Consider the following 21126-nt stretch of genomic DNA (forward strand, 5'->3'; position numbering starts at 1 on the left):
AAATTTATGTGTGCTGGGTCACATGTGGTGTGCCCCTCGGGTTTTGGGTGGGGGCTTGTTGTGGATCCGCTTTCGGATCGCCTAGAACTATCCCTCGTGTCTGATAATCAGTCCGGCGGCAAGCCGTCCGAAGAGCCCGAGCCGTCGGTCCCCGACGACATATGGGAGCAGTTCACCCGCGACACCGAGCGGGACATCCGTTCCTCCGCGCCGAAGGAACCGTCCGCGCGGGCGCGCATGGTCACCGAACGGCTGCGCCGGCAGGAGGCTCGCGGCGAACAGCCCGCGGGCTGGCGCACCGGCCCTGCGTGGCAGGAGATGGACGGCCGGGCGGCCAGGCGACGACGCCGGTGGGCGCTGATCGGCGTACCACTGGCGATCGCTGTGGCCGTGGTGGCCATGAAACCGTCTTTGCTCCCAGGCGACCCCTTCGGCTCCGCCGGGTCGGGCGGAACCTCCGATGCCTCGCCGCTGCCCCAGGAGACGGTCGCGCCGTCCGCGCCGCCGTCGGCGGTGGACCCGGATGTACCGACCCTCGCCAGGCCGTTCGCGGGATCACCCGCCGAGCGGTACTCGGACGGCGCGGCCGGGATCGTCCTGCCACCGGCCAAGGCCGTGGGCTCCTTCTCGAAGGCCCAGGTGGAACGGGTGCTGCGGCAGAGCAAGCAGTTCCTGGTCGATGCGAACCTCGACCGTGCCACCCTGCGCGGCCAACGCCCCGAAGCCGCGCTCAAGGCCCTCGACCCCACCCAGAAGGATCTGCTCGGCGAGCTGAACACCTCTCTGCGCAAACCGGACGAGAAGCATGATCCGCTGTGGATGTTCAGCCGGTTCGACCCCGCCGAGGTACGCCTGACGGGCAACGTGATCAAGACCCGCGGACGAATGACGTTCGAGGCGGGCAAGAAGGACACCGTCGTCGTGCACGCCGACTACACCTTCGTCTACCCGCTGGTGCACGCGGACGCGGGCGCGACCGAGGTGGCCCGCACCATCGTGCGCCGGGTTCTCGACATCGAGCTCTACGACCCGGCCAAGTACCAGGTCACTCCGGGGAAGCTCAGCGTCGCGCGCTACGACAGCACGTTCGGCAACTCGGACTGCGACGTGTTCGACGGCTATTTCCACCCGCACTTCGACTCGGACACGGCCACGACGGGTGCCAACCCCACCGGTCCCACCATCGACCCCTACGACCGCAGCGGTGAAGGGGCCGACGACGTGGGCGACGGGAAGTGCGGGACCGCCACGCGTTCATGAGTCCCGTGCACCGGGCGGCATGGCAAAGGGCCCCGCGGGGCGGAGCCGCGGGGCCCTTCTCCGTCAGCACCGGCGTCAGGGCAGCGCCGGTGCCTGGGGGAAGCGGCGCCGGGGGGTTGCGCCGCGTTGTTGGTCTGTACCCACGGTCGGCGCCCCGGCGTACGGGGGGCGCACGCCTGGTCTGGACCAATGGCGGTCAGGGGTCGCGGGGTGATCCGCTTGCCTGACAAGGGACTTGGGGTGGTCCTTGCATCGTGCTGGAAGGTCGTCGTGTACGCAACCTTTTGACCCGGGCTTGTACTTTTTGGCCCTTGTGCTTTGCCGGTCGACCCCGGGCGTCCCCGGAGCCGACCGTTCTCGGGGGTGACCGGGCTGCTGTCCCCTGCCGTCCGGTCACAACCCTGGAGCCACGCGTGGTTCGTGCGGGCCCGCCCCTGGCTGGCACGGACACCGGTACCAACGAAGAGTGCGTACGGCGGTCACGCGCCGGACGGGTGAGACGGCGCCCGAACTCAGATACGACCCCGGAGCACGTCTCAGATCCGGCCCCGGCACAGCTCCAGCAACGTCATCGCGAGGGAGGTGCCCGGCCTGCCCAGCGCGTCCCGGTAGTGGCTGAGAACCCCAGCTCACGGGACAGGTTCACACGCCGCCCGCCGGAGGTGATCCGGGTCTCCTGGATCACGGCGGACACGGCCATGCGTTCCTGGACGAGACCGATGATCCGGTCGTCGAGGGCGTCGATGCGATCACGTGCGCCGGCGATCACTTCGGCGGCGTCGGCGGCGGTGTGGGTGGCGTCGGTGGTGGTCATGCGGGGCTCCTTGTCGGACGGGGCGGTGTGCCCCGGATCGGCAAGACCCGGAAACGGCAGGCGCCCCGGGCCTTGTCGGCCCGGGGCGCCTGGGAAGTCGCTTGTCAGTTGCTCAAGCAGCACGACCATGGCAGCCGGTGGGCCGGTTGCCATAGGTAAAGAGGAAGGTCGGGTGCGTGAGCATGGGGCAAGTATGCACGGGGGCGGGAGCCTTTCCAAGACGCGGTCTTCCGGGGTGCCGGCTTCTGCGGGGTGGTGGCTCTGCCCGGGTGGCGGCCTTTCGCCGACAGAGGCCGTTCAGTGCCGGTCCAGGCAACTCCGGCCCGTCCGCCGCTTGAGGACGAGGCCGTTCCGGCCGAAGCGGGGGTCTGGGGGGCGGCAGCCCCCAGTGGACGGCGCGGTGTCCAACGACCACCCCGGTAGAATCGCCCGCACAGACCCCCGCCCAACCGCCGGAAGGCCCCCGTGTCAGCAGCGACCCCCGCCCCCGACACCGTCCTGGTCGTCGACTTCGGTGCGCAGTACGCCCAGCTCATCGCCCGCCGAGTCCGCGAGGCCCGGGTCTACAGCGAGATCGTGCCGAGCACCATGCCGGTCGAGGAGATGCTCGCCAAGAACCCGGCGGCGATCATCCTCTCCGGCGGCCCCTCCTCCGTGTACGCGGAGGGTGCCCCCACCGTCGACCGCGCCCTCTTCGAGGCCGGCGTCCCCGTCTTCGGCATGTGCTACGGCTTCCAGCTGATGGCGACCACCCTCGGCGGCACGGTCGACAACACCGGAGCCCGCGAGTACGGCCGTACGCAACTCGCCGTCACCAAGCCGTCCTCCACCCTCTTCGAGGGCACCCCGGCGGACCAGTCGGTGTGGATGTCCCACGGCGACGCCTGCTCCGCAGCCCCCGAGGGCTTCTCGGTCACGGCGTCCACGGACGTCGTCCCGGTCGCCGCCTTCGAGGACGACGAGAAGAAGCTGTACGGGGTCCAGTACCACCCCGAGGTCATGCACTCCACGCACGGCCAGCAGGTTCTCGAACACTTCCTCTACCGGGGCGCGGGCCTGACCCCCTCCTGGACCACCGGCAACGTCATCGACGAGCAGGTGGCGCTGATCCGCGAGCAGGTCGGCGACAAGCGCGCCGTCTGCGGCCTCTCCGGCGGCGTGGACTCGGCGGTCGCCGCAGCCCTCGTACAGAAGGCCATCGGCTCCCAGCTGACCTGCGTCTACGTCGACCACGGCCTGATGCGCAAGGGTGAGACCGAACAGGTCGAGAAGGACTTCGTCGCCTCGACCGGCGTCACGCTGAAGGTCGTCGACGCCGAGGAACGCTTCCTGACCGCGCTCGCCGGGGTCTCCGACCCCGAGGAGAAGCGGAAGATCATCGGGCGCGAGTTCATCCGCGTCTTCGAACAGGCACAGGCCGAGATCATCGCGGACGAGGGTCCCGAGGTCGCCTTCCTGGTGCAGGGCACCCTCTACCCCGATGTGGTCGAGTCCGGTGGCGGCACCGGCACCGCCAACATCAAGTCCCACCACAACGTGGGCGGGCTGCCCGAGGACCTCGAGTTCGAGCTGGTCGAGCCGCTGCGCAAGCTCTTCAAGGACGAGGTCCGGATGGTCGGCCAGGAACTGGGCCTGCCGGAGGAGATCGTCCAGCGCCAGCCGTTCCCCGGACCCGGCCTCGGCATCCGGATCGTCGGCGAGGTCACCAAGGACCGCCTCGACCTGCTCCGCGAGGCCGACGCCATCGCCCGCGAGGAACTGACCGCCGCCGGCCTCGACCGCGACATCTGGCAGTGCCCGGTGGTCCTCCTCGCGGACGTGCGCAGCGTCGGCGTCCAGGGCGACGGCCGGACGTACGGCCACCCGATCGTCCTGCGCCCGGTCTCCTCCGAGGACGCGATGACCGCCGACTGGTCCCGCCTCCCGTACGAGGTCCTGGCGAAGATCTCCACGCGCATCACCAACGAGGTCGCGGACGTCAACCGCGTCGTCCTGGACGTGACGAGCAAGCCGCCGGGCACCATCGAGTGGGAGTAGTCCCGTCGGCCGTGCGGGTCACGTCCGCCTGAGAGTCCGCACCGGCTCTCCTGGCTGCCAGACCTGCGCGACCAGGTACTTCTCGTCCTCGACGTACGTCCGCACGACCTCCGTCAGCTCGGTACGGAAGAGGTGGAACGGCTCCGGCGGTTCCACCTCCTCCGCGTACGCGGCCTTGGCGGCCGGGTCCTCGACCTCGTACGCCCGGCCGCCGATCCGCACATCGCCGCCGCCCATGTCCGTCCCCGGGCCCGGGTTCGCCTGGAGGGCGAAGCGGGGGTCGCGGCGCAGGTCCAGTGCCTTCAGCGAGTCCGGCATCATGGCGAGCCACAACTCGCCGTGCAGGAAACGGACTTCGAGGCCGGAGGTGCGCGGGGAGCCGTCCTTGCGGAGGGTGGCGAGGGTGTGGTGCGTGAAGGCGCGGAAGCGCTCTTCGACGGTTGTGGCCAGGTCGGGTTCCGTGGTGGTGAATACTGCCCAGTTCATGGAACCGAGTCTGACGCGGATACCCGACATCCTCTGACGTGTATTCGCCGCCTTCTTGCTCCCTCTCGTCGGCATCCTGTCGGTGTCTCGGGTCCCTGGCCCAGGTATCTGTTTCATCTCTTCGCAAACATCCCTGTTCTCCTGCGCGGACCGACGGTAACTTCCGCTCCGTAAAGGAACCCAGTGCTGGAGGACCTATGCACGGGCCCACTCCGCCCCTGCCCTTGCCCACCGACCAGCTGCAGTTCGCGATGCCCCCGATGTACGAGTCGCTCGACGACGAGCGCAGGCACCGCAAGGAACGGCTGGCCGGAGCGATCAGGCTGTTCGGACGGTTCGGCTTCGAGGACGGTGTCTCGGGGCACATCACGGCGCGCGACCCCGAGTACAGCAACTGCTTCTGGGTGAACCCGTTCGGGATTCCCTTCAAGCAGGTCACCGTGAGCGACCTCGTCATGGCCAACCAGGACGGCCAGGTCATCGAGGGCCGCTATCACATCAACCAGGCGGCCTTCACCGTGCACGCCCAGGTGCACGCCGCCCGCCCGGACGTCGTCGCCGTGGCCCACTGCCACTCGGTGCACGGCCGCGCCCTCTCCGCCCTCGGCGACCTCCTCGACCCGATCACCCAGGAGAGCTGCGCCTTCTACGAGGACCACGCGCTGTACGACGCCTACACGGGCGTCGCCGTGGACGCCGACGAGGGCCGGCGGATCGCGTCCGCGCTGGGCTCCCGCAAGGCCCTCGTGCTGCGCAACCACGGACTGCTCACAGTGGGGGACTCGGTCGATGCGGCCGCCTGGTGGTTCATGTCGATGGAGCGGTCGAGCCAGGTCCAGCTGACGGCGCGCGCGGCGGGCCGACCCATCCTGATCGACCACAAGCTGGCGGTCTCGACGCGGGAACAACTCGGCGGCGACCTGGTCGCGTGGATCAACTACCAGCCCCTGTGGCGGGACATCAGCATGAGCGAGCCGGATCTGCTGAACTAGCGGTTCTGGGGGGAGAGAAAGAACTGGCACCCCGGGCGGGCCGGAAAGCTCAGGTAGGCCGGAGACCCGAGCGGGCCGGAAACCCGAGTGGGTCAGAGACACCGGCCGGGTCAGAAACCCCGTAGGACGGCGGCCTTGGTGGTCGCGAACTCCTCGTCCGTGAGCACGCCCTCGCGGTGCAGCTCGCCCAACTCCCGGAGCCTGCGCAGGAGTACGTCGTGATGGTCGGACCGGGGCGGGATCGCGGAGGCGAGCCGGGGCCGCTCCACATGGTCGACCGCTCGGGTGGAGGGGTGCGGCAGACGGGCGGTGACCGCGGTCGCCACGAGTGCCGTGAGCAGATCGCGGCGGATGCTGCCCCACAGGTCGAGTGCGAAGGGGTCCTTCTCGGGCGGCAGCTTGGAGAACACCGTCTCGCGGGTCACGAAGCGCATGAAGCCGTCCTGGTAGCCGGAGTTGGGCAGCCAGTCGACCTGGACGAGATCGTGGACGGAGATGATGCGGGGGCCGGTGGCCCGCTTGACCCGGTCGGAGGTGTCGGCCCAGTCGATACGGACCTGCGTACCGTCGAACGACACCAGGCCGTCGCTCGACCGCACCGACACCGGCACGGGCGGGCCCGGGAGCAGATACGCCTTTGCCGGTTCCTCGGCGACCTGGTCGAGGAGCAGGGCGTGCCGGATCTCCTCGGCGACGTACTCGGCGACTCCGGACCGGTCGATGTCCACGACCAGCCGGTACGGGTCGGCGGCGTCCGGCAGCCGTCCGCCGGTCGCCTGGAGCAGCGGGTCGGCGCCCTCGCGGAGCCGGAGTCGCAGCCGCCCGCGCTTGCGTTCGGGCTCGTAGACGACGCCCGAGACGGCCTCCAGGGGTACGGCGACCTCGCCGTACGTCTGCCGGAACAGCGGCACGGAACGGTGGAGCCCCGGCGTGATCCTGACCGTGCTGCCGTCGAAGACCCAGGTCCCGTCGCGCTGGATGATCTCGGCCATACGCGAATTCTCGCAGCCGGGTCAACACGGGGGTCGTGGTTTCACTCGCCTTTTCCGCTGCCGGGCCGACCTGCCGTAACACGACGGGTGTTAGGTAGGGCACAATTCGCTCTCGTCGTGGGGGAGTTGCGCGAGCCAGGTTTCGGGCTCCCGAAGTCCTGGTGTGCCCCGGTTTGTTCCGGTGGGTTTCCCGGTGTGTTGATGTCCTGGTTCGTGATGTGTCGTGTCGGGTGTGGGGAAGGCGGGCGTCGGGCGTGGCGGTGCAGGAGGCGAGACAAGGTGTGCTGCCCGGGGAACACGGGGGCGGCTGCACCTGCGGGGACTGCCCGCACGGAGCACGCGCCGGACATCGGCGTGCGGTCGCCGAGTTCCTGCTCATGCGGGACGGCTTCGCGGCCGGGCAGGGACTGCCGGCCGCTGTGGCCCATTCGGCCTCGGCCTCCCGCCAGTGGGTCTCGGACGAGCTGACCCAGTCCGCGGCGGTCGTCGCCGAGCGCGGCCGGGCCGAGGGCGAGGTGTGGCTCGCCCGGCTGTGGCGCCGTACCGCGTTCACCGTGTGGGCGCTGATCGGCGTACTGCTGCTCGTGCAGGCGCTCACCGCGATCGGGGCGGGCTGGACCGCCGCCCGGACGGCCGGACTGCTGGCCGCCGTGCTCGTCGGCGGTGCGCTGACCGCCGCGTCCTGGTTCCACCGGGCGCGGGGCGGGGCGCTCGCCCCCCTGATCGGCGAGGACAACCGCCTGTCGACCTCCCGCGTGGTGGCGGCGAGCTGGGTGCTGTTCCTGGCGTACGCCGTACTCGTGCTGGTGGGCCGGCTGGCGGCGGCCTCCGGCCACGAGGAGCGCGACGCGCTGATCGCCGGCCTCGACCTCGCCCGGGGCGCGGGCGTCGTGACCGTCCTCGCGGTGGTGTGCGCCATCGCGGTGCTCGTACGCAGGGTGGTCGGCCTGCGCGTCCTCGGCCAACGCCTGCAGAAGGTACGCGCGGACCGCCCTCGCGCGGCCGACCTCCTGACGGACGACGCGGGCCGCGGCACCTTCGCGGACATCCAGTACGTGATGATCGGCACGGTCGCTCTCCTCTTCGCGGTCGTACGGCTGGCCCGGCGTCCGGATCAACTGCCGGATCTGCCCTGGGGTCTGGCGGTGGTGGTGCTGGTGTCCGCGGCGACCTATGTGGCCGGCAAGTACTCGGAGGGCGGCCGGCCGGTGATCCTGTCCGTCGTCCGGTCCCGGGAGGCGGGCGACCTGGACGGCCCGATCCGCACCGGCGACGACATCGAGATCCGCGGTGCCGGCTTCGTGCCCCCGGGCGCGGGCACCGCCGACCGGCTGTCCCGCATGGTCGTCCGCATCGGCCCGGTCCATGTCCACGTCCCCCTGGTCCCGGTACCCGGCGGCTTCAGCAACCCCCGCGACGAGGTACTGACGGTGCCCGTCCCGGCGGATGTGGAGCCCGGTCGGGTGGAGGTGCAGGTGGTGACCGCGGCGGGCGTGGAGACGAACCGGTGTGTGATCGATGTGACGGACTGAGTGGCGGTTCGGGGTCCTGCGTCGGTCTCCGGCGGTGGGGTGTGCGTCGCACGCCGCGCCGCCGTGTGAGGTCGGTGCCGCGCCGGGGGTATCGGTCCCCTGGGCTGGCGTGAACCGTCGGTCACCAGCACGCGGGTGTCGACTGCCGACCACTGCGGGCGGACACCTCCCGACACGTCCCCTGCCGTGGTACGACGACTGCGGCAGTACGGGGCTCGGACCTCCAGGCTTGCTCGGCCACCGCTGGTTCCCAGATGCAAGCGGGAAAAATGCCGTGCTGGAGGTGAGCGAGGTCACGTTGTCGTGCGTATCGTCTGTTGAGGGGTCAACGTTGGCAGGCGAGAGGCGGCTAAGGCCGATGGCTCACAGCACTCGAACGGACACGCACTCTCCTTATCTGGACGGCGACCGGGACTGGCGGGACACCGCCACTCGTTACGCCCTGCTGCCCCTGCGCGTCTTCCTCGGCGTCACCTTCATCTACGCCGGCCTGGACAAACTCACCGACAGCTCCTTCTTCGCCGGCTCCGGATCAGGCTCCGTCGGTGATCTGATGCGCACGGTCCGTGACTCCTCCGCGATCCCGGCCCTGGTGGACCTCGCCCTCAAGAACCCTTCGGGCTTCGGCTACGCCATCGCCTTCGGTGAGCTGGCCGTCGGTATCGGCACACTGCTGGGGCTGCTGGCCCGGCTGGCGGCGGTCGGCGGCGCGCTGATCTCGCTCAGCCTCTGGCTGACCGTGAGCTGGGCATCTGATCCGTACTACTACGGCAACGATCTCCCCTACCTGATGGCCTGGCTCCCCCTGGTCCTCGCAGGCGCGTCCGTTTTCTCAGTGGACGCCGCCCTGCGGGCGCGGCGGCGGCAGCGGTCCGGGGGGTATCGGTAGCAGGTGGTCGGGAATCGGTACGCGTGAGCGTGCCGATGACGGGCGCGGCAGCAGACGGTGGGCCGGTCAGTTCGGTATCTCCGGTGGCCTTGACGGGTCTGCCGTCTCCTTGCTCTCCCTCCTCGGTCTTCCGTCCGGTGGGTTGCCGACGGGTGCTGCCGCGCGGCGAGCCCTTGTGCGGCGGCGTACCGCCCCTGTCAGAAGGGCCACCGCGCCCGCCAGGGTCAGGCCGAGCACCAGCAGCGGGATCACGGCGAACCACGGCGTCTCCCAGGCGTCACCCGCGTCGCCCACGTAGGTGACGCCGGCGATGGTGACGAAGAGGCCGGCGATCAGCTTTCCGGGTTGGAACTCATGACGTAGCACGGGTCACCTCCGCCTGTCCCAGGCCGACTCCGAGGTCGAGGTCGACCGTGCCGGCGCCGGCGCCGCCGCTTGTCGGCGACAGGGTGACCTGCTTGTGCTTTCCCGGTGCCACGTCCACGTCCTGTTTGTCGTCGCCGGGCAACTGGATGTCACCTATGCCCACCTCGATGTCCGCCTTCACCGTCACACCCTTCGGCACGATCACCTCGATCCGGCCCACACCCACCTCGACCGCCGTCGTCACCGTCTGCCCCTTGGCGAGGCGCAGCCCGGTCAGGTCCAGCGTGGCGACGCCCGTACCGACGTCGTACCTCGGTAGTACGTCTGCCACCGCCGTCGGCGTCCATTGCGTGCGCGCCCAGTGGGTGCTGACGTCCTTGGGCAGTGCGGCCGAGCCTGCCAGCAGCCCCGCCGTGATGATCGCCAGGAAGATCGATCCCGCTCCGGTACGGCCGAGGAACGCGCTGACCGCGATGCCGAGGCCGAACACGATGAGGGCGCAGGCCAGGCCGGTCTGCAAGCTGGTGGCGAGTGCCTCCTCGTCCCATTTCGCGGCGGTGCCGAGGAAACCGGCGAGGAGGGCGAGCAGGAGGATCCAGCCGCCGATCCAGCGTGGGCCGCGTGGTTTCGGTTGGCGGGGCCAGGCTGCCCGTATGTCCGGACCTCGGCCGCCGTAGTTGCCGTGGGTGATGTTGACGGCCGCCGAGATGTCCCGGTCGCGTGTGTCGTGGGGGCCCCACAGATAGCCCGTACCGCCGACGTGGGTACCGTCCTTGACGATGGGGTCGCGCCACCAGGAGGGGTAGGCAGACGGGACCGGGGGCGCCTGGGCCTCCGGTGGGGCGTCGGCGACGGCTTGGGCGGCCAGTGGGTCGGGGTCGGGGGCGCCGCGGTTGCGCGACCAGTAGCCGGCGCCCGCGAGGAGGATGGACAGTATGACGGCGAAGGAGAGAACCCCGCCGTTCTTCAGCATGGTCAGGAACACACCGCAGCCGACGAGAGCGAAGAGCACGGCCGCCAGCGCCTGGCCGTCCACACGGCCGGTGAGCAGTTTGCGGACCTCGTTCTCCTCGTCGTCGTCGTACGGCACGAACAGCCAGGCGAAGCCGTAGAAGATGAGGCCGATGCCGCCGGTGGCGGAAAGCACCGCGAGGGTGATCCGGAAGATCACCGGGTCCATGTCGCACGTGCGCCCGAGCCCCGCGCACACCCCGCCCAGCATCTTCTGCCGACGGTCGCGTCGGAACCTGGCCGGCAACTGCTCGTCGGCCGTGGCAGCCGCGGCGGCTGCCACGGACGGGTGGGAACTCGTGTGCGCTCCCGCTCCCGCGCCCCCGCCCGAATCCGTATCCCTATCCGCTCGTGTGCCCGTGCTCGGGTGCTCGGGCGCGCGCGGTTCCCCTTTCTCCGTGGGCTGGGCTGCCGCGGCGGGTGCGGCATCCTGCGGCCCGGCGCCCGGCGGGGGGTGCGGGCCGGAGCCGGGTCCCGGACCCGTCGCGGCGTGTGCGTGATCTGTCATGCGTCCATGGTGGCGCTTGGGACGGCCCGGCGGCAGTCGGAATGACCCTGGGCGAACCCTGATATCGGCCCTGAGAGGGGGCGGGGGAAGCGTTCGACGGCAGACGGGCTCGAAGATCAGGGGTGTCTCGGGGGCGGACCCTGATGCCCGGGCCCGCCCGGCGTGTGAACATCGATGGCATGCCGGAAGCCGCAGCGTTGCCACTCGTCGAACCGCGGCCCCCGCGCAAGCTCTACCGCAGCAGCGACGGACGCTGGCTCGGAGGCGTGGCGCGAGGGCTCGCTGGGCATCTCGGGCTGCCTGTGATCTGGCTGCGCCTCATGTTCGTCGGCCTGTTCATGGCGGACGGTCTCGGTGCGCTGCTGTACGCGGCCTTCTGGTTCTTCGTCCCGCTCGGTGTCGGGGGCGTCGAGGCCCAGCGGCCGCCGTCCCTCGTCGGCACCGAGACCTCGCCCGACGGCCGCCGCAGACTCGTCGCCCGCAAGCCGGACAAGGGGCAGATCGTCGCCCTGCTCCTCATGGTCGTCGTGGCCATGGTCTTCGTCGGCAATGTGAATCTCGGCGGAGGCGCCAAGGCCTATCTCTTCCCGACCGTGCTCGTCGCCGCCGGCGTCGCCCTGGTCTGGCGCCAGGCGGACAACGCGCGTCGGGCCCGCTGGATGGAGGTCGGCCGCCGTCGGCGCACGCTCACCCTCGTCCGAGCCGCAGCCGGCGTCATGCTGGTCACGGCGGGCGTGTCCGGCGTCTTCGTCCTGCAGGGCTCCGCCGCCCACCTCGGCTCGGTCCTCCAGGCAGCGCTCGCGGTGCTGGTCGGGACAGCGCTGCTGGCCGGTCCGTATCTCGTCCGTATGACGCAGGACCTCTCCGAGGAGCGCCTGATGCGCATTCGCGCCCAGGAGCGCGCGGAGGTCGCCGCTCATGTGCACGACTCGGTGCTGCACACCCTGACCCTGATCCAGCGCAACGCGGAGAGCGCCAACGAGGTGCGCCGCCTCGCCCGCGCCCAGGAGCGTGAACTGCGCAACTGGCTATACAAACCGGAGGGAACCGGCAAGGAGGAGGACGACGAACCCGGCACCCTCGCCGAGGCGGTTCGGCGCAGCGCGGCCGAGGTCGAGGACAAACACGGCGTCCCGATAGAGGTGGTGGTCGTCGGCGACTGCCCACTCGACGACAGAACCGGCGCACAGATGCAGGCCGCGAGGGAAGCGATGGTGAACGCCGCCAAGTACGGTGGCGAGGGCGGCGCGGTACAGGTCTACGCCGAGGTCGAGGGCAGGACGGTCTTCGTGTCCGTCCGGGACCGTGGACCAGGCTTCGACCTCGACTCCATACCCGCCGACCGCATGGGCGTCAGAGAATCGATCATCGGCCGCATGGAGCGCCACGGCGGTACGGCGCGACTGCGCGCGGTACCGAGCGGCGGCACGGAGGTCGAGCTGGAGATGGAGAGGGCGGAGAGCACGTCATGAGCGAGGCGCACGGGGAGAACAGGGAGACCGGGCCGGCCGGTTCGGCGGAGTCGGGCGGACCGACAGCACCTGCCGAAGCGGCAGCGTCTGCCGAGGCGGGACAGGCCGGTGAGCCGGCCGCCGACGGCAGCGGCAGTGGTGACGCGGGTGGGCGCCGGGTGCGCGTGGTGCTCGTCGACGACCACCGTATGTTCCGTACGGGTGTTCAGGCCGAGATCGGGCAGACCGAGCGGACCGGCGTCGAGGTGATCGGTGAGGCCGCCGACGTCGACCAGGCGGTCACCGTCATCACCGCCACCCGGCCCGAGGTGGTCCTCCTGGACGTCCATCTGCCGGGCGGTGGCGGAGTCGAAGTCCTGCGCCGCTGCGCCCCGTTGATGGCCGACGCGACGCAGCCGGTGCGCTTCCTGGCGCTGTCCGTCTCGGATGCCGCGGAGGACGTCATCGGCGTGATCCGGGGCGGCGCGCGCGGATACGTGACGAAGACGATCACCGGCAAGGACCTCGTCGACTCCGTCTTCCGTGTCCAGGACGGCGACGCGGTGTTCTCGCCGCGTCTCGCCGGGTTCGTCCTGGACGCGTTCGCATCCACGGACGCCCCGCCGGTGGACGAGGACCTCGACCGCCTCACCCAGCGCGAGCGAGAGGTACTGCGGCTGATCGCCAGGGGTTATGCGTACAAGGAGATCGCCAAGCAGCTCTTCATCTCCGTGAAGACGGTGGAGTCGCATGTGTCGGCTGTACTGAGGAAGCTCCAGCTGTCGAACCGGCACGAGCTGACGCGGTGGGCCACGGCACGGCGCCTCGTCTAGCCGGGCCCCGCCTCACACCACCCGCGTGGCCCCCGCGAACGGCATCTCGTCCAGAGGTGCCACCCGTACCGGCGCCGAGGGGTTCGGGGCGTGGATCATCTGGCCGCGGCCCACGTAGATGCCCACATGGCTGATGCCCGAGTAGAAGAACACCAGGTCGCCGGGGAGGAGTTCGGACTGTGAGACACGCTGGCCGGCGTTGATCTGGGCGTAGGTGGTGCGGGGCAGGGAGATGCCCGCGGAGCGGTACGCGGCCTGGATGAGCCCTGAGCAGTCGAAGGCGTCCGGACCGGTGGCGCCCCACACGTAAGGGCTGCCCAGCTTCTGGTAGGCGTAGGAAACAGCCGCCGCCGCACGCGAGGTGGGGGCCTCGGCCGCTCCGGAAGCGCTGGACGCGCCGGTGGCTCCGGATGCTCCCAGCGCCCCCAGGCCGTCCCGTGCACTCCCCGACGACCGTGAGGCATGCCCACCGCCCCAGCCTCCGCCGCCGCTGCCGCCCTCCGTCGCGAGCCGGGCGCGTTCCTCGGTGTTGAGGCGGGACAGCAGCTGGCGGGCTTCGTCCAGCTTGCCCGTCACGGTCTTCTTGTGGCGGTTCAGCTCGGCCTGGCGAGCCTTGAGGGAGGCCAGTTCGACGTGGGCGGCCCCCCGCAGCTGCTCGATCTCCCGCAGCTGCTCGCGTACACGGGCCACGTCCGACGCCTGTCTGCTGCCGGCCCGTTCGGCGAACGCGGCGCCGTCCAGATAGCCGTCGGGGTCCTCGGAGAGGGCGAGTTGCAGCGCGGGGTCGAGCCCGCCGGAGCGGTACTGAGCCGCGGCCATCGAACCCAGCGACTCCCGCGCAGAGTTGAGCCGTTCCTCCTTGCGCGCAGCCTCGTCCCGCAGGGTGCCCAGCCGCTGCTCCGCCCGGTCGGCCTTCTCCTTCGAGCCGTTGTACTTCTCGGTGGCGACCTCCGCCTCCTCGTACAGCTTGTGCACCTTGGCCTCTACCTGCGCGGGAGTCAGCTGTGGCTCGGCGTACCCGATGCCGTCGAAGCCGGTCGCCGTCGCCGCGCCCGCGAGGGCGATCGTCGCGGCGGTGCGGGCCGTAGTGCCGTTGAGCGAGCGCTGTCGGGGCTTGCGGTGCGCTGCCACCGGGGCGTCACGTCCTTTCGTACGACCGCCGCTACGACTACCGCCGGACGGCTGCCTGGGAAGCGGACCCAGGAGGGCGGTTGCGCGTCCGGCGACGGCTCGCACAGGGGGAGCGGTCCGCCGCCGGACTTTCTCGGCGGTGGTGTCCGACTGCCGCCCCTGGCCCGGGCGGCGGTGGGGAGCCGGGCACCTGGTGGAGGACGCTAAACCTGAGTGGGGCGTGGGGGTAACGCCATGTACGGAACTGGCGTGAGCCGACCGCCGGGTGACCGCATGCGACCGTGATCCGGTTCCGGCGCCGCCGACTTCACGCAGACGGCTGATCAATGAGGGGGTTCACGGGGCACGTGGGGGTGACACGGTGCTATGGGGTGCATATATGCGAGGTCTCGCGCTGCCACGCACATGCCTTGCGGACGCCGTACGCCCGGCCCGGTGTCGTACGGCGCGGGCGCCGCTGACTAGGCTCCGGGCTCATGGGCGTACTCATCCATCTCTTCGTCGGACTGCACATCATCGGCATCGCCTCGCTCCTGGGCGGGTTTCTCACCCAGCTGAAGGCCATGGGGCAGGGCACGGCCCGCTTCGTGCCCGCGATGCTGCACGGCGCGTTCACCATGCTGGTCACCGGTGTCGCCCTGGTGGGCCTCAACCAGGCCGACGACCAGCCGGTCGACAACATCAAGATCGGCGTGAAGCTGGCCCTGCTGATCGTGATCCTCGGTCTCGTCTATGTGAAGCGGGACGACGAGACCGTGGACAAGCGGCTGTTCGGCCTGGTGGGTCTGTTCACCACGGCGAACATCTTCATCGCCGTGCTCTGGACCTGACCTCCGGCCCGCAGTGCGTCAGGCCGGGCGCACCACACTGTGGATCGTCGACTCGCCGTCGTAGAAGATCGATTCCTCACGGACGTACGCACCCGGCTTGGGGGCGTGGATCATCATGCCGTTGCCGATGTACAGGCCGACGTGGCTGATGTCGTCGTAGAAGAAGACCAGGTCACCGGGTTGGATGTCGGAGAGGGAGACCGTCGTGCCGGCGTTCACCTGGTCGTAGGTGGTGCGCGGGAGGGTGACTCCGGCGGCCCGCCACGCGGCCTGGGTGAGGCTTGAGCAGTCGTACGAGTCCGGGCCGGTCGCGCCCCAGACGTAGGGCTTGCCGACCTGTGCACGTGCGAAGGCGAGGGTCTTCTCGGCCTTGGTGGCGTACGAGGAGTCGGGGGCCGTTGCCGTCGACGTGTCCGGGGTGGTGCCGCCCGTCGACTGCTGCGCCGCCGCCGCTTCCTGCCGGCGCTGCTGCTCCGCCGCCTGTTGCTGCTGGGCGAGTTCCTGCGCCTGGCGGCGGGCCTGCGCCTGCTTCGCCCGTTCGATCGCCGCGAGTCGTAGCTTCTCCTCGGCGGTGAGGCGGGAGAGCAGCCGGCGGGCCTGCGCGAGCTTCGTCTGGACGGCGGTCTTGGTCGTCTGCAGCTCGTCCTGGGACTCCGTGAGCGATTCGAGGCTCGCGGTGGCCTCCTGGCGCTTCTGCGTGGCCTCGGCCTGCTGCGTGATGTAGTCGTCGACAGCGTCCTTCTGGCGGGCGGTCAGGCGTTCCATCAGCTGGTTCTGGTCGAAGTAGTCCTGCGGGTCGTCCGCGAGCAGGAACGTCGCCGTCGTGTCGGGCGCGGCGGATCCGGTGCGGTACTGGGCCGCGGCGAAGGAACCCAGCTCCGCGCGCGCGTCGTTGAGCTTCTGGGTGCGCTGGGCCACGTCGTCCATCAGGGCGTCGGCGCGGGCCTGCTGCTTGGCGGCCTTCTCCTTGGCGGCGTTGTACACGTCGGCGGCCGACTCGGCCTTGTGGTAGAGGTCGTCGACCTCCGCCTCGACCTCCTCCATGCTCGGCCGGTCGTCGGCCGAGGGCGTGGTGGGCTCCGCGGGCGCGGCGTCGGCGGTCTGGGTCAGCAGGGCTACGGAAGCGGTCAGGGCCGCCGTGGCGAAGGCGGGGGTCCGTATGCCTGCTACGCGCGTTCCCGTAGGACGCGACTTGCGGTGCGACGACGCCAAGGGAGGCGACTCCTTCCACGTTCCGCCTACCGGGTTAGCTGTCGGGTTCGGGCGGGTGGTTCGGAAGGGTTGCCCTACGGTCCTTGCCCTGGACGGCAGTCGGACCGATTCACCCCAGGATTTCGGTGGGTCCCCGGCTCCTGCCGCGCAAGGGCGGCACGATCGGACTCGGCGGAGGCCGTGCGGCCCGGCGATGTTCGCCGGTGAGGGTCGAGCGGCCTTACGGCACGCTAACCAACAGGTGTGGCTCCTGTGAAGGTTGATGACCGCTATGCCCGATACGTATTTGTGACCTCAGTCCTAAACATGGCTCTGTGCAGTTAATCGGGAATGCTCTGTGGTGCTTGTTGGTGAATTGCTGATTGCATCCCGTTTTGGCTCCGCCGACCGTGAGATCTGGTCGTCCGGTTCGGAAAGCAGGGGGATGTTTTCGGGGTGGCGGCGGGTTGTCAGTGGGGGCGCCTAGACTCGGAGAGCGATGAGCAGCCTCTTTGACGACAGCTTCCTGGCGGACCTCCAGGGCCCTCGGGCCCGCGAGGAGGAACCCCCGCCGCCGCCCGAGGACGAGCATGTGCCGGAGTCCGTTCCGGACGACCTGTTCGGCGGGAATTTCGACGCGCCGCCGGACCGGGACGCGTACTACCGCGACGGCGCCCCACGCCCGGTGGTGGACCCGGCCGCGCTCCTGGAAGGGCTGAACGAGAACCAGCGCGCGGCCGTCGTGCACGCCGACACCCCTCTGCTCATCGTGGCGGGCGCCGGCTCCGGCAAGACACGTGTGCTCACGCACCGCATCGCGTACCTGCTCGGCGAGCGGGGCGTCCACCCCGGCCAGATCCTCGCGATCACCTTCACCAACAAGGCCGCCGGGGAGATGAAGGAGCGCGTGGAGCACCTCGTCGGTCCGCGCGCGAACGCGATGTGGGTGATGACGTTCCACAGCGCGTGCGTGCGGATCCTGCGGCGGGAGAGCAAGAGACTCGGCTTCACCTCCTCCTTCTCCATCTACGACGCGGCCGACAGCAAGCGGCTGATGGCGCTCGTCTGCCGTGATCTGGACGTGGACCCCAAGCGCTTCCCGCCCAAGTCCTTCAGCGCGAAGATCTCCAACCTGAAGAACGAGCTGATCGACGAGGAGGACTTCGCCGCCCAGGCGAGCGACGGTTTCGAGAAGACCCTCGCCCAGGCGTACGCGATGTACCAGTCGCGGCTGCGTGAGGCCAACGCGCTCGACTTCGACGACCTGATCATGACGACGGTCAACCTGCTGCGCGCCTTCCCGGATGTCGCCGAGCACTACCGCCGCCGCTTCCGGCACGTCCTCGTCGACGAGTACCAGGACACCAACCACGCCCAGTACGCGCTCGTACGGGAGCTCGTCGGCACCACCGAACACACGGGCGACGACGCTGACGTACCGCCCAGCGAGTACGACCTGCCTCCCGCCGAGCTGTGCGTGGTGGGTGACGCCGACCAGTCGATCTACGCCTTCCGGGGCGCGACGATCCGCAACATCCTCCAGTTCGAGGAGGACTACGCGGACGCGACGACGATCCTGCTCGAACAGAACTACCGCTCCACGCAGACGATCCTGAGCGCCGCCAACGCGGTCATCGAGCGCAACGAGTCCCGTCGTCCCAAGAACCTGTGGACCAACGCGGGCGCGGGTGCGCAGATCACCGGCTACGTCGCCGACACGGAGCACGACGAGGCACAGTTCGTCGCCGAGGAGATAGACCGGCTGACGGACGCGGGCGACGCGAAGGCGGGCGACGTCGCCGTCTTCTACCGGACGAACGCCCAGTCCCGTGTCTTCGAGGAGATCTTCATCCGCGTCGGCCTGCCCTACAAGGTCGTCGGCGGCGTCCGATTCTACGAGCGCAAGGAGGTCCGGGACGTCCTGGCCTATCTGCGCGTACTCGCCAACCCGGAGGACTCGGTGCCGCTGCGCCGCATCCTCAACGTCCCCAAGCGCGGCATCGGCGACCGCGCGGAGGCGATGATCGACGCGCTGTCCCAGCGCGAGAAGATCAGCTTCCCGCAGGCGCTGAAGCGCGTGGACGAGGCGTACGGAATGGCCTCGCGGTCGACCAACGCCGTCAAGCGGTTCAACACGCTGATGGAGGACCTGAGGACGATCGTGGATTCGGGCGCGAGCCCGGCGACGGTCCTGGAAGCGGTCCTCGAACGCACGGGCTACCTGGCCGAGTTGCAGGCCTCGACCGACCCGCAGGACGAGACCCGGATCGAGAACCTCCAGGAACTCGCCGCGGTCGCCCTGGAGTTCGAGCAGGAATCCGCAGCGGCCGGAGCAGCGGACAAGGCCGATCAGCCCGCGGACGGCGAGCCGCCGGCCCCGGCCGGGCTCGCCGCGTTCCTGGAGCGGGTCGCCCTGGTCGCCGACTCCGACCAGATCCCCGACGAGGACGACGACGGCTCCGGCGTCATCACCCTGATGACCCTGCACACCGCCAAGGGCCTTGAGTTTCCCGTGGTGTTCCTGACCGGCATGGAGGACGGCGTCTTCCCGCACATGCGTGCCCTCGGTCAGGCCAAGGAACTGGAGGAGGAGCGGCGGCTGGCCTACGTCGGCATCACGCGCGCGCGTGAACGGCTGTACCTGACACGGTCGTCGCTGCGCAGTGCGTGGGGGCAGCCGTCGTACAACCCGCCCTCGCGTTTCCTGGAGGAGATCCCGGCGGCCCATCTGGAGTGGAAGCGCACGGGCGCGATGGCTCCTGCGACGTCCTCGGGCCCGGCCTCCGGGGTGGCGTCGTCGTTCTCGTCGTTGGCGTCCTCGCGCTCGCGCTCCGCGGCCTCGGGTGCGTCCGGTTTCGCCACACGCCGGGGCGGTGCCGAGAAGCCGGTCGTCGCGCTGGCGGTGGGGGACAGGGTCACGCACGACCAGTTCGGCCTGGGGACAGTGGTGGGCGTGAAGGGCACGGGCTCGAACGCCGAGGCGACGGTCGACTTCGGCGAGGACAAGCCCAAGCGACTGCTGCTGCGGTACGCGCCGGTGGAAAAGCTTTAGCGCCCCGCTCGGGCGCGGGCTATTCGCCTGCGGGCCGGGGTAGGGGGCTTGTTCGCGCAGTTCCCCGCGCCCCAGAGTGCCCCTATCGGGGCATCAGGGGCGCGGCTGCCGGTTACGTCGGGTCGAGGCCGTGGCTGCGCAGCCACGGGAGCGGGTCGATCGCCGAGCCGCCTGCGGGCCGTACCTCGAAGTGCAGGTGCGGGCCGGTCGAGTTGCCGGAGTTCCCGGAGTACGCGATGGGCTCGCCGGCCTTGACCGTCGTGCCGGACGCGACCTGGTAGCTGGAGAGGTGGCAGTACCACGTCTCCGTACCGTCCTTGTCGGTCACGATCATCATGTTGCCGTAGGCGCTGTTCCACTGCGTCCGGACGGTGCCGTCGGTCGCGGCCATCACCGTCGTGCCGTACGAGACGGGGAAGTCGATCCCGGTGTGCACGGACATCCAGTTGATGCCGGCCTGGCCGAAGTAGGCGCTGAGGCCGCGCTGTTCGACCGGGAGCGCGTACTTCGGGCGCAGTCGCTCCTTGCGGGCGGCTTCCGCCGCCGCTGCCTTCTTCTGGGCGAGCTGCTGGGCCTTGAGGTCGATACGTTCCTGCGTCCGGCTGGCCCGGTCGGCGAAGTCGTCGGCGCCCGCGGAGAGGCTCTCCAGCTGGGTGTCCAGCTTGTTGTTCGCGGTGGACGGCTTCACCGCGACACCGTCCGACGCGGATGCCGTGGTGTTCTGCTCGCTGTCACCGCTCATCCCGCTCACGGAAGCGGCGGCGATACCCGCGACCCCCATCACGCAGGCGGACGGAACGGCGATGGTCAGCAGGGCGGAACGTTTGGCCGGGGGGCGACGCCGGGACCGGCCCGCGTTGCGCGCCGCGGTACGGGACGCCGCGCGCCCGGCTCCGGGAAGCGCGCCCGGAGCGACGTCCTCCTGGCCGTCGAGCAGCGGGGCCTCGGCGGGCAGCTCGTCGGCGGTGTAGAAGTCCGGCTCGTCGTGGGGGAGGGCGTGTTGGTCGTACTCCGGTACGTCCGCCGCGTCCGTGATCTGCTCGAAAATCGCGGTGGCCTGCTGGTCGTACTCGTGCTCCTGCGCGTGGTCGTACTCGGCGGAGTGGGCGGGCGTGCCGCCCGGGCCGCTGTCCGAGTTCCACTGCGTGGCGTCGTACACACCGGTGTCGGAGGCCTGCGTGGCCCATTCCCACTGCTGGGTCTGGTCGGCCGGACCTGCCTGCTCGGGCTGGAGCCAGGCGGAGGCGTCCCACTGACCGCTGGGGTCACTGCCGGGAGGCGGCGACTGCGTGGGGATCTCGGCGAGCTGCTGGTAGCCGGGCGCCCAGGTGGAGGTGTCGTACGCCCCGGTGTCGTAGGCGGCGTGGTGCTGGGCCGCGTACGGGTCGTAGTTCAGGGTCTGGTGACTGCCCGTGGACCACTGGGAGTTGTCGTACGAACCGGTGGTGTCCTCGCCCGGCATGTTGCCGAAGAGCGGGTCGGTTGCGAAATTACCGCCGGTACCCGTGCCCATGCCCGTGTCGAAACCGTTGGCGAAGGTGGGGTCGTGCGTGGTGAAGTCACCGAAAGGGACTTCCTGCGTGCCGTACGACGCGTAATGGGCCGTCGCGGCATCGGAAGCCGGAGCCGGGGTGGTCATGGTCCCCGACGGGTGACGTTCGTTCACCAACTTCTCTTTCGCCTCGACAACAGGGGCTGGCAGAGCAGTGCGGCGACTGTACCCGGCGGTACGCGGGCGCGACAATCTTCCG

16 protein-coding genes, 1 pseudogene and 1 riboswitch are annotated in these 21126 nt (G+C 70.1%); of the genes and pseudogenes, 9 read left to right on the plus strand and 8 right to left on the minus strand.

The features are described 5' to 3' along the window. Window positions 1-96 precede the first annotated feature (96 nt). Complete coding sequence (locus OHN74_RS27070; protein ID WP_443060455.1) at window positions 97-1260, plus strand: hypothetical protein; 1164 nt, start codon at window positions 97-99, stop codon at window positions 1258-1260. A gap of 536 nt (window positions 1261-1796) precedes the next feature. On the opposite strand, the pseudogene OHN74_RS27075 reads toward OHN74_RS27070, so the two are convergent. Continuing rightward, window positions 1797-2074 (minus strand): annotated as a pseudogene (locus OHN74_RS27075) (chorismate mutase). 465 nt (window positions 2075-2539) lie between these two features. Between OHN74_RS27075 and guaA the strand changes: the two are divergent. Beyond that, window positions 2540-4111: a glutamine-hydrolyzing GMP synthase gene (gene guaA, locus OHN74_RS27080; RefSeq protein ID WP_327697185.1), complete on the plus strand. Its 1572-nt coding sequence runs from the start codon at window positions 2540-2542 to the stop codon at window positions 4109-4111. An 18-nt stretch (window positions 4112-4129) separates the two neighbouring features. Here the strand turns inward: guaA and OHN74_RS27085 are convergent, their stop codons facing one another. After that, window positions 4130-4597 (minus strand): pyridoxamine 5'-phosphate oxidase family protein, encoded by a 468-nt coding sequence (locus tag OHN74_RS27085; RefSeq protein WP_327697186.1) that lies wholly within the window; start codon window positions 4595-4597, stop codon window positions 4130-4132. Between the two features lie 197 nt (window positions 4598-4794). Between OHN74_RS27085 and OHN74_RS27090 the strand changes: the two genes are divergently transcribed. Continuing rightward, window positions 4795-5589 (plus strand): class II aldolase/adducin family protein, encoded by a 795-nt coding sequence (locus OHN74_RS27090; protein ID WP_327697187.1) that lies wholly within the window; start codon window positions 4795-4797, stop codon window positions 5587-5589. 110 nt (window positions 5590-5699) lie between these two features. Here the strand turns inward: OHN74_RS27090 and OHN74_RS27095 are convergent, their stop codons facing one another. Beyond that, window positions 5700-6581: a DUF4429 domain-containing protein gene (locus OHN74_RS27095; protein ID WP_327697188.1), complete on the minus strand. Its 882-nt coding sequence runs from the start codon at window positions 6579-6581 to the stop codon at window positions 5700-5702. 254 nt (window positions 6582-6835) lie between these two features. Here OHN74_RS27095 and OHN74_RS27100 point away from each other — a divergent pair, with 254 nt between their 5' ends. Further along, entirely contained in the window at window positions 6836-8113 is a 1278-nt protein-coding gene (locus OHN74_RS27100; protein ID WP_327697189.1) for a hypothetical protein, read from the plus strand. A 358-nt stretch (window positions 8114-8471) separates the two neighbouring features. Beyond that, window positions 8472-9002 carry a DoxX family membrane protein gene (locus tag OHN74_RS27105; RefSeq protein ID WP_327697190.1) on the plus strand — a complete coding sequence of 177 codons (531 nt, stop codon included), beginning with the start codon at window positions 8472-8474 and terminating at the stop codon, window positions 9000-9002. Window positions 9003-9068: 66 nt separating this feature from the next. Here the strand turns inward: OHN74_RS27105 and OHN74_RS27110 are convergent, their stop codons facing one another. Beyond that, window positions 9069-9368 (minus strand): hypothetical protein, encoded by a 300-nt coding sequence (locus OHN74_RS27110; protein WP_327697191.1) that lies wholly within the window; start codon window positions 9366-9368, stop codon window positions 9069-9071. Next, complete coding sequence (locus tag OHN74_RS27115) at window positions 9355-10887, minus strand: PspC domain-containing protein (protein ID WP_327697192.1); 1533 nt, start codon at window positions 10885-10887, stop codon at window positions 9355-9357. Before OHN74_RS27115 ends, OHN74_RS27110 begins: the two co-directional genes overlap by 14 nt. Before the next feature lie 179 nt (window positions 10888-11066). On the opposite strand from OHN74_RS27115, the gene OHN74_RS27120 reads away from it, so the two are divergent. Both OHN74_RS27120 and OHN74_RS27125 read left to right on the plus strand, forming a co-directional pair. Beyond that, window positions 11067-12359: an ATP-binding protein gene (locus OHN74_RS27120; RefSeq protein ID WP_327697193.1), complete on the plus strand. Its 1293-nt coding sequence runs from the start codon at window positions 11067-11069 to the stop codon at window positions 12357-12359. Then, on the plus strand, window positions 12356-13171 hold the full coding sequence (locus OHN74_RS27125) for a response regulator transcription factor (RefSeq protein WP_327697194.1): 816 nt from the start codon (window positions 12356-12358) through the stop codon (window positions 13169-13171). The genes OHN74_RS27120 and OHN74_RS27125 overlap by 4 nt, the downstream gene beginning before the upstream one ends. A gap of 12 nt (window positions 13172-13183) precedes the next feature. Here the strand turns inward: OHN74_RS27125 and OHN74_RS27130 are convergent, their stop codons facing one another. Beyond that, entirely contained in the window at window positions 13184-14302 is a 1119-nt protein-coding gene (locus OHN74_RS27130; RefSeq protein WP_327697195.1) for a C40 family peptidase, read from the minus strand. Between the two features lie 476 nt (window positions 14303-14778). Between OHN74_RS27130 and OHN74_RS27135 the strand changes: the two genes are divergently transcribed. Continuing rightward, window positions 14779-15132 (plus strand): hypothetical protein, encoded by a 354-nt coding sequence (locus OHN74_RS27135; RefSeq protein ID WP_327697196.1) that lies wholly within the window; start codon window positions 14779-14781, stop codon window positions 15130-15132. Window positions 15133-15150: 18 nt separating this feature from the next. On the opposite strand, the gene OHN74_RS27140 is transcribed toward OHN74_RS27135, so the two are convergent. Next, window positions 15151-16344, minus strand: a complete 1194-nt coding sequence (locus OHN74_RS27140) for a C40 family peptidase (protein ID WP_327697197.1) — start codon at window positions 16342-16344, stop codon at window positions 15151-15153. 8 nt (window positions 16345-16352) lie between these two features. After that, a riboswitch (cyclic di-AMP (ydaO/yuaA leader) is annotated at window positions 16353-16528 on the minus strand. Window positions 16529-16822: 294 nt separating this feature from the next. On the opposite strand from OHN74_RS27140, the gene pcrA reads away from it, so the two are divergent. Further along, window positions 16823-19375: a DNA helicase PcrA gene (gene pcrA, locus OHN74_RS27145; protein WP_327697198.1), complete on the plus strand. Its 2553-nt coding sequence runs from the start codon at window positions 16823-16825 to the stop codon at window positions 19373-19375. 112 nt (window positions 19376-19487) lie between these two features. Here the strand turns inward: pcrA and OHN74_RS27150 are convergent, their stop codons facing one another. Then, complete coding sequence (locus tag OHN74_RS27150; protein ID WP_327697199.1) at window positions 19488-21041, minus strand: M23 family metallopeptidase; 1554 nt, start codon at window positions 21039-21041, stop codon at window positions 19488-19490. Between the last annotated feature and the right edge of the window lie 85 nt (window positions 21042-21126).

The organism is Streptomyces sp. NBC_00459, from assembly GCF_036013955.1.
In the GTDB taxonomy this organism is placed as follows: domain Bacteria; phylum Actinomycetota; class Actinomycetes; order Streptomycetales; family Streptomycetaceae; genus Streptomyces.

Bases quoted from the DNA above. Each gene is read 5' to 3' on its own strand.
- OHN74_RS27085 (WP_327697186.1), bottom strand. From the start codon at position 4,597: ATGAACTGGGCAGTATTCACCACCACGGAACCCGACCTGGCCACAACC.
- OHN74_RS27090 (WP_327697187.1), top strand. From the start codon at position 4,795: ATGCACGGGCCCACTCCGCCCCTGCCCTTGCCCACCGACCAGCTGCAG.
- OHN74_RS27095 (WP_327697188.1), bottom strand. From the start codon at position 6,581: ATGGCCGAGATCATCCAGCGCGACGGGACCTGGGTCTTCGACGGCAGC.
- OHN74_RS27105 (WP_327697190.1), top strand. From the start codon at position 8,472: ATGGCTCACAGCACTCGAACGGACACGCACTCTCCTTATCTGGACGGC.
- OHN74_RS27115 (WP_327697192.1), bottom strand. From the start codon at position 10,887: ATGACAGATCACGCACACGCCGCGACGGGTCCGGGACCCGGCTCCGGC.
- OHN74_RS27120 (WP_327697193.1), top strand. From the start codon at position 11,067: ATGCCGGAAGCCGCAGCGTTGCCACTCGTCGAACCGCGGCCCCCGCGC.
- OHN74_RS27125 (WP_327697194.1), top strand. From the start codon at position 12,356: ATGAGCGAGGCGCACGGGGAGAACAGGGAGACCGGGCCGGCCGGTTCG.
- OHN74_RS27135 (WP_327697196.1), top strand. From the start codon at position 14,779: ATGGGCGTACTCATCCATCTCTTCGTCGGACTGCACATCATCGGCATC.
- pcrA (WP_327697198.1), top strand. From the start codon at position 16,823: ATGAGCAGCCTCTTTGACGACAGCTTCCTGGCGGACCTCCAGGGCCCT.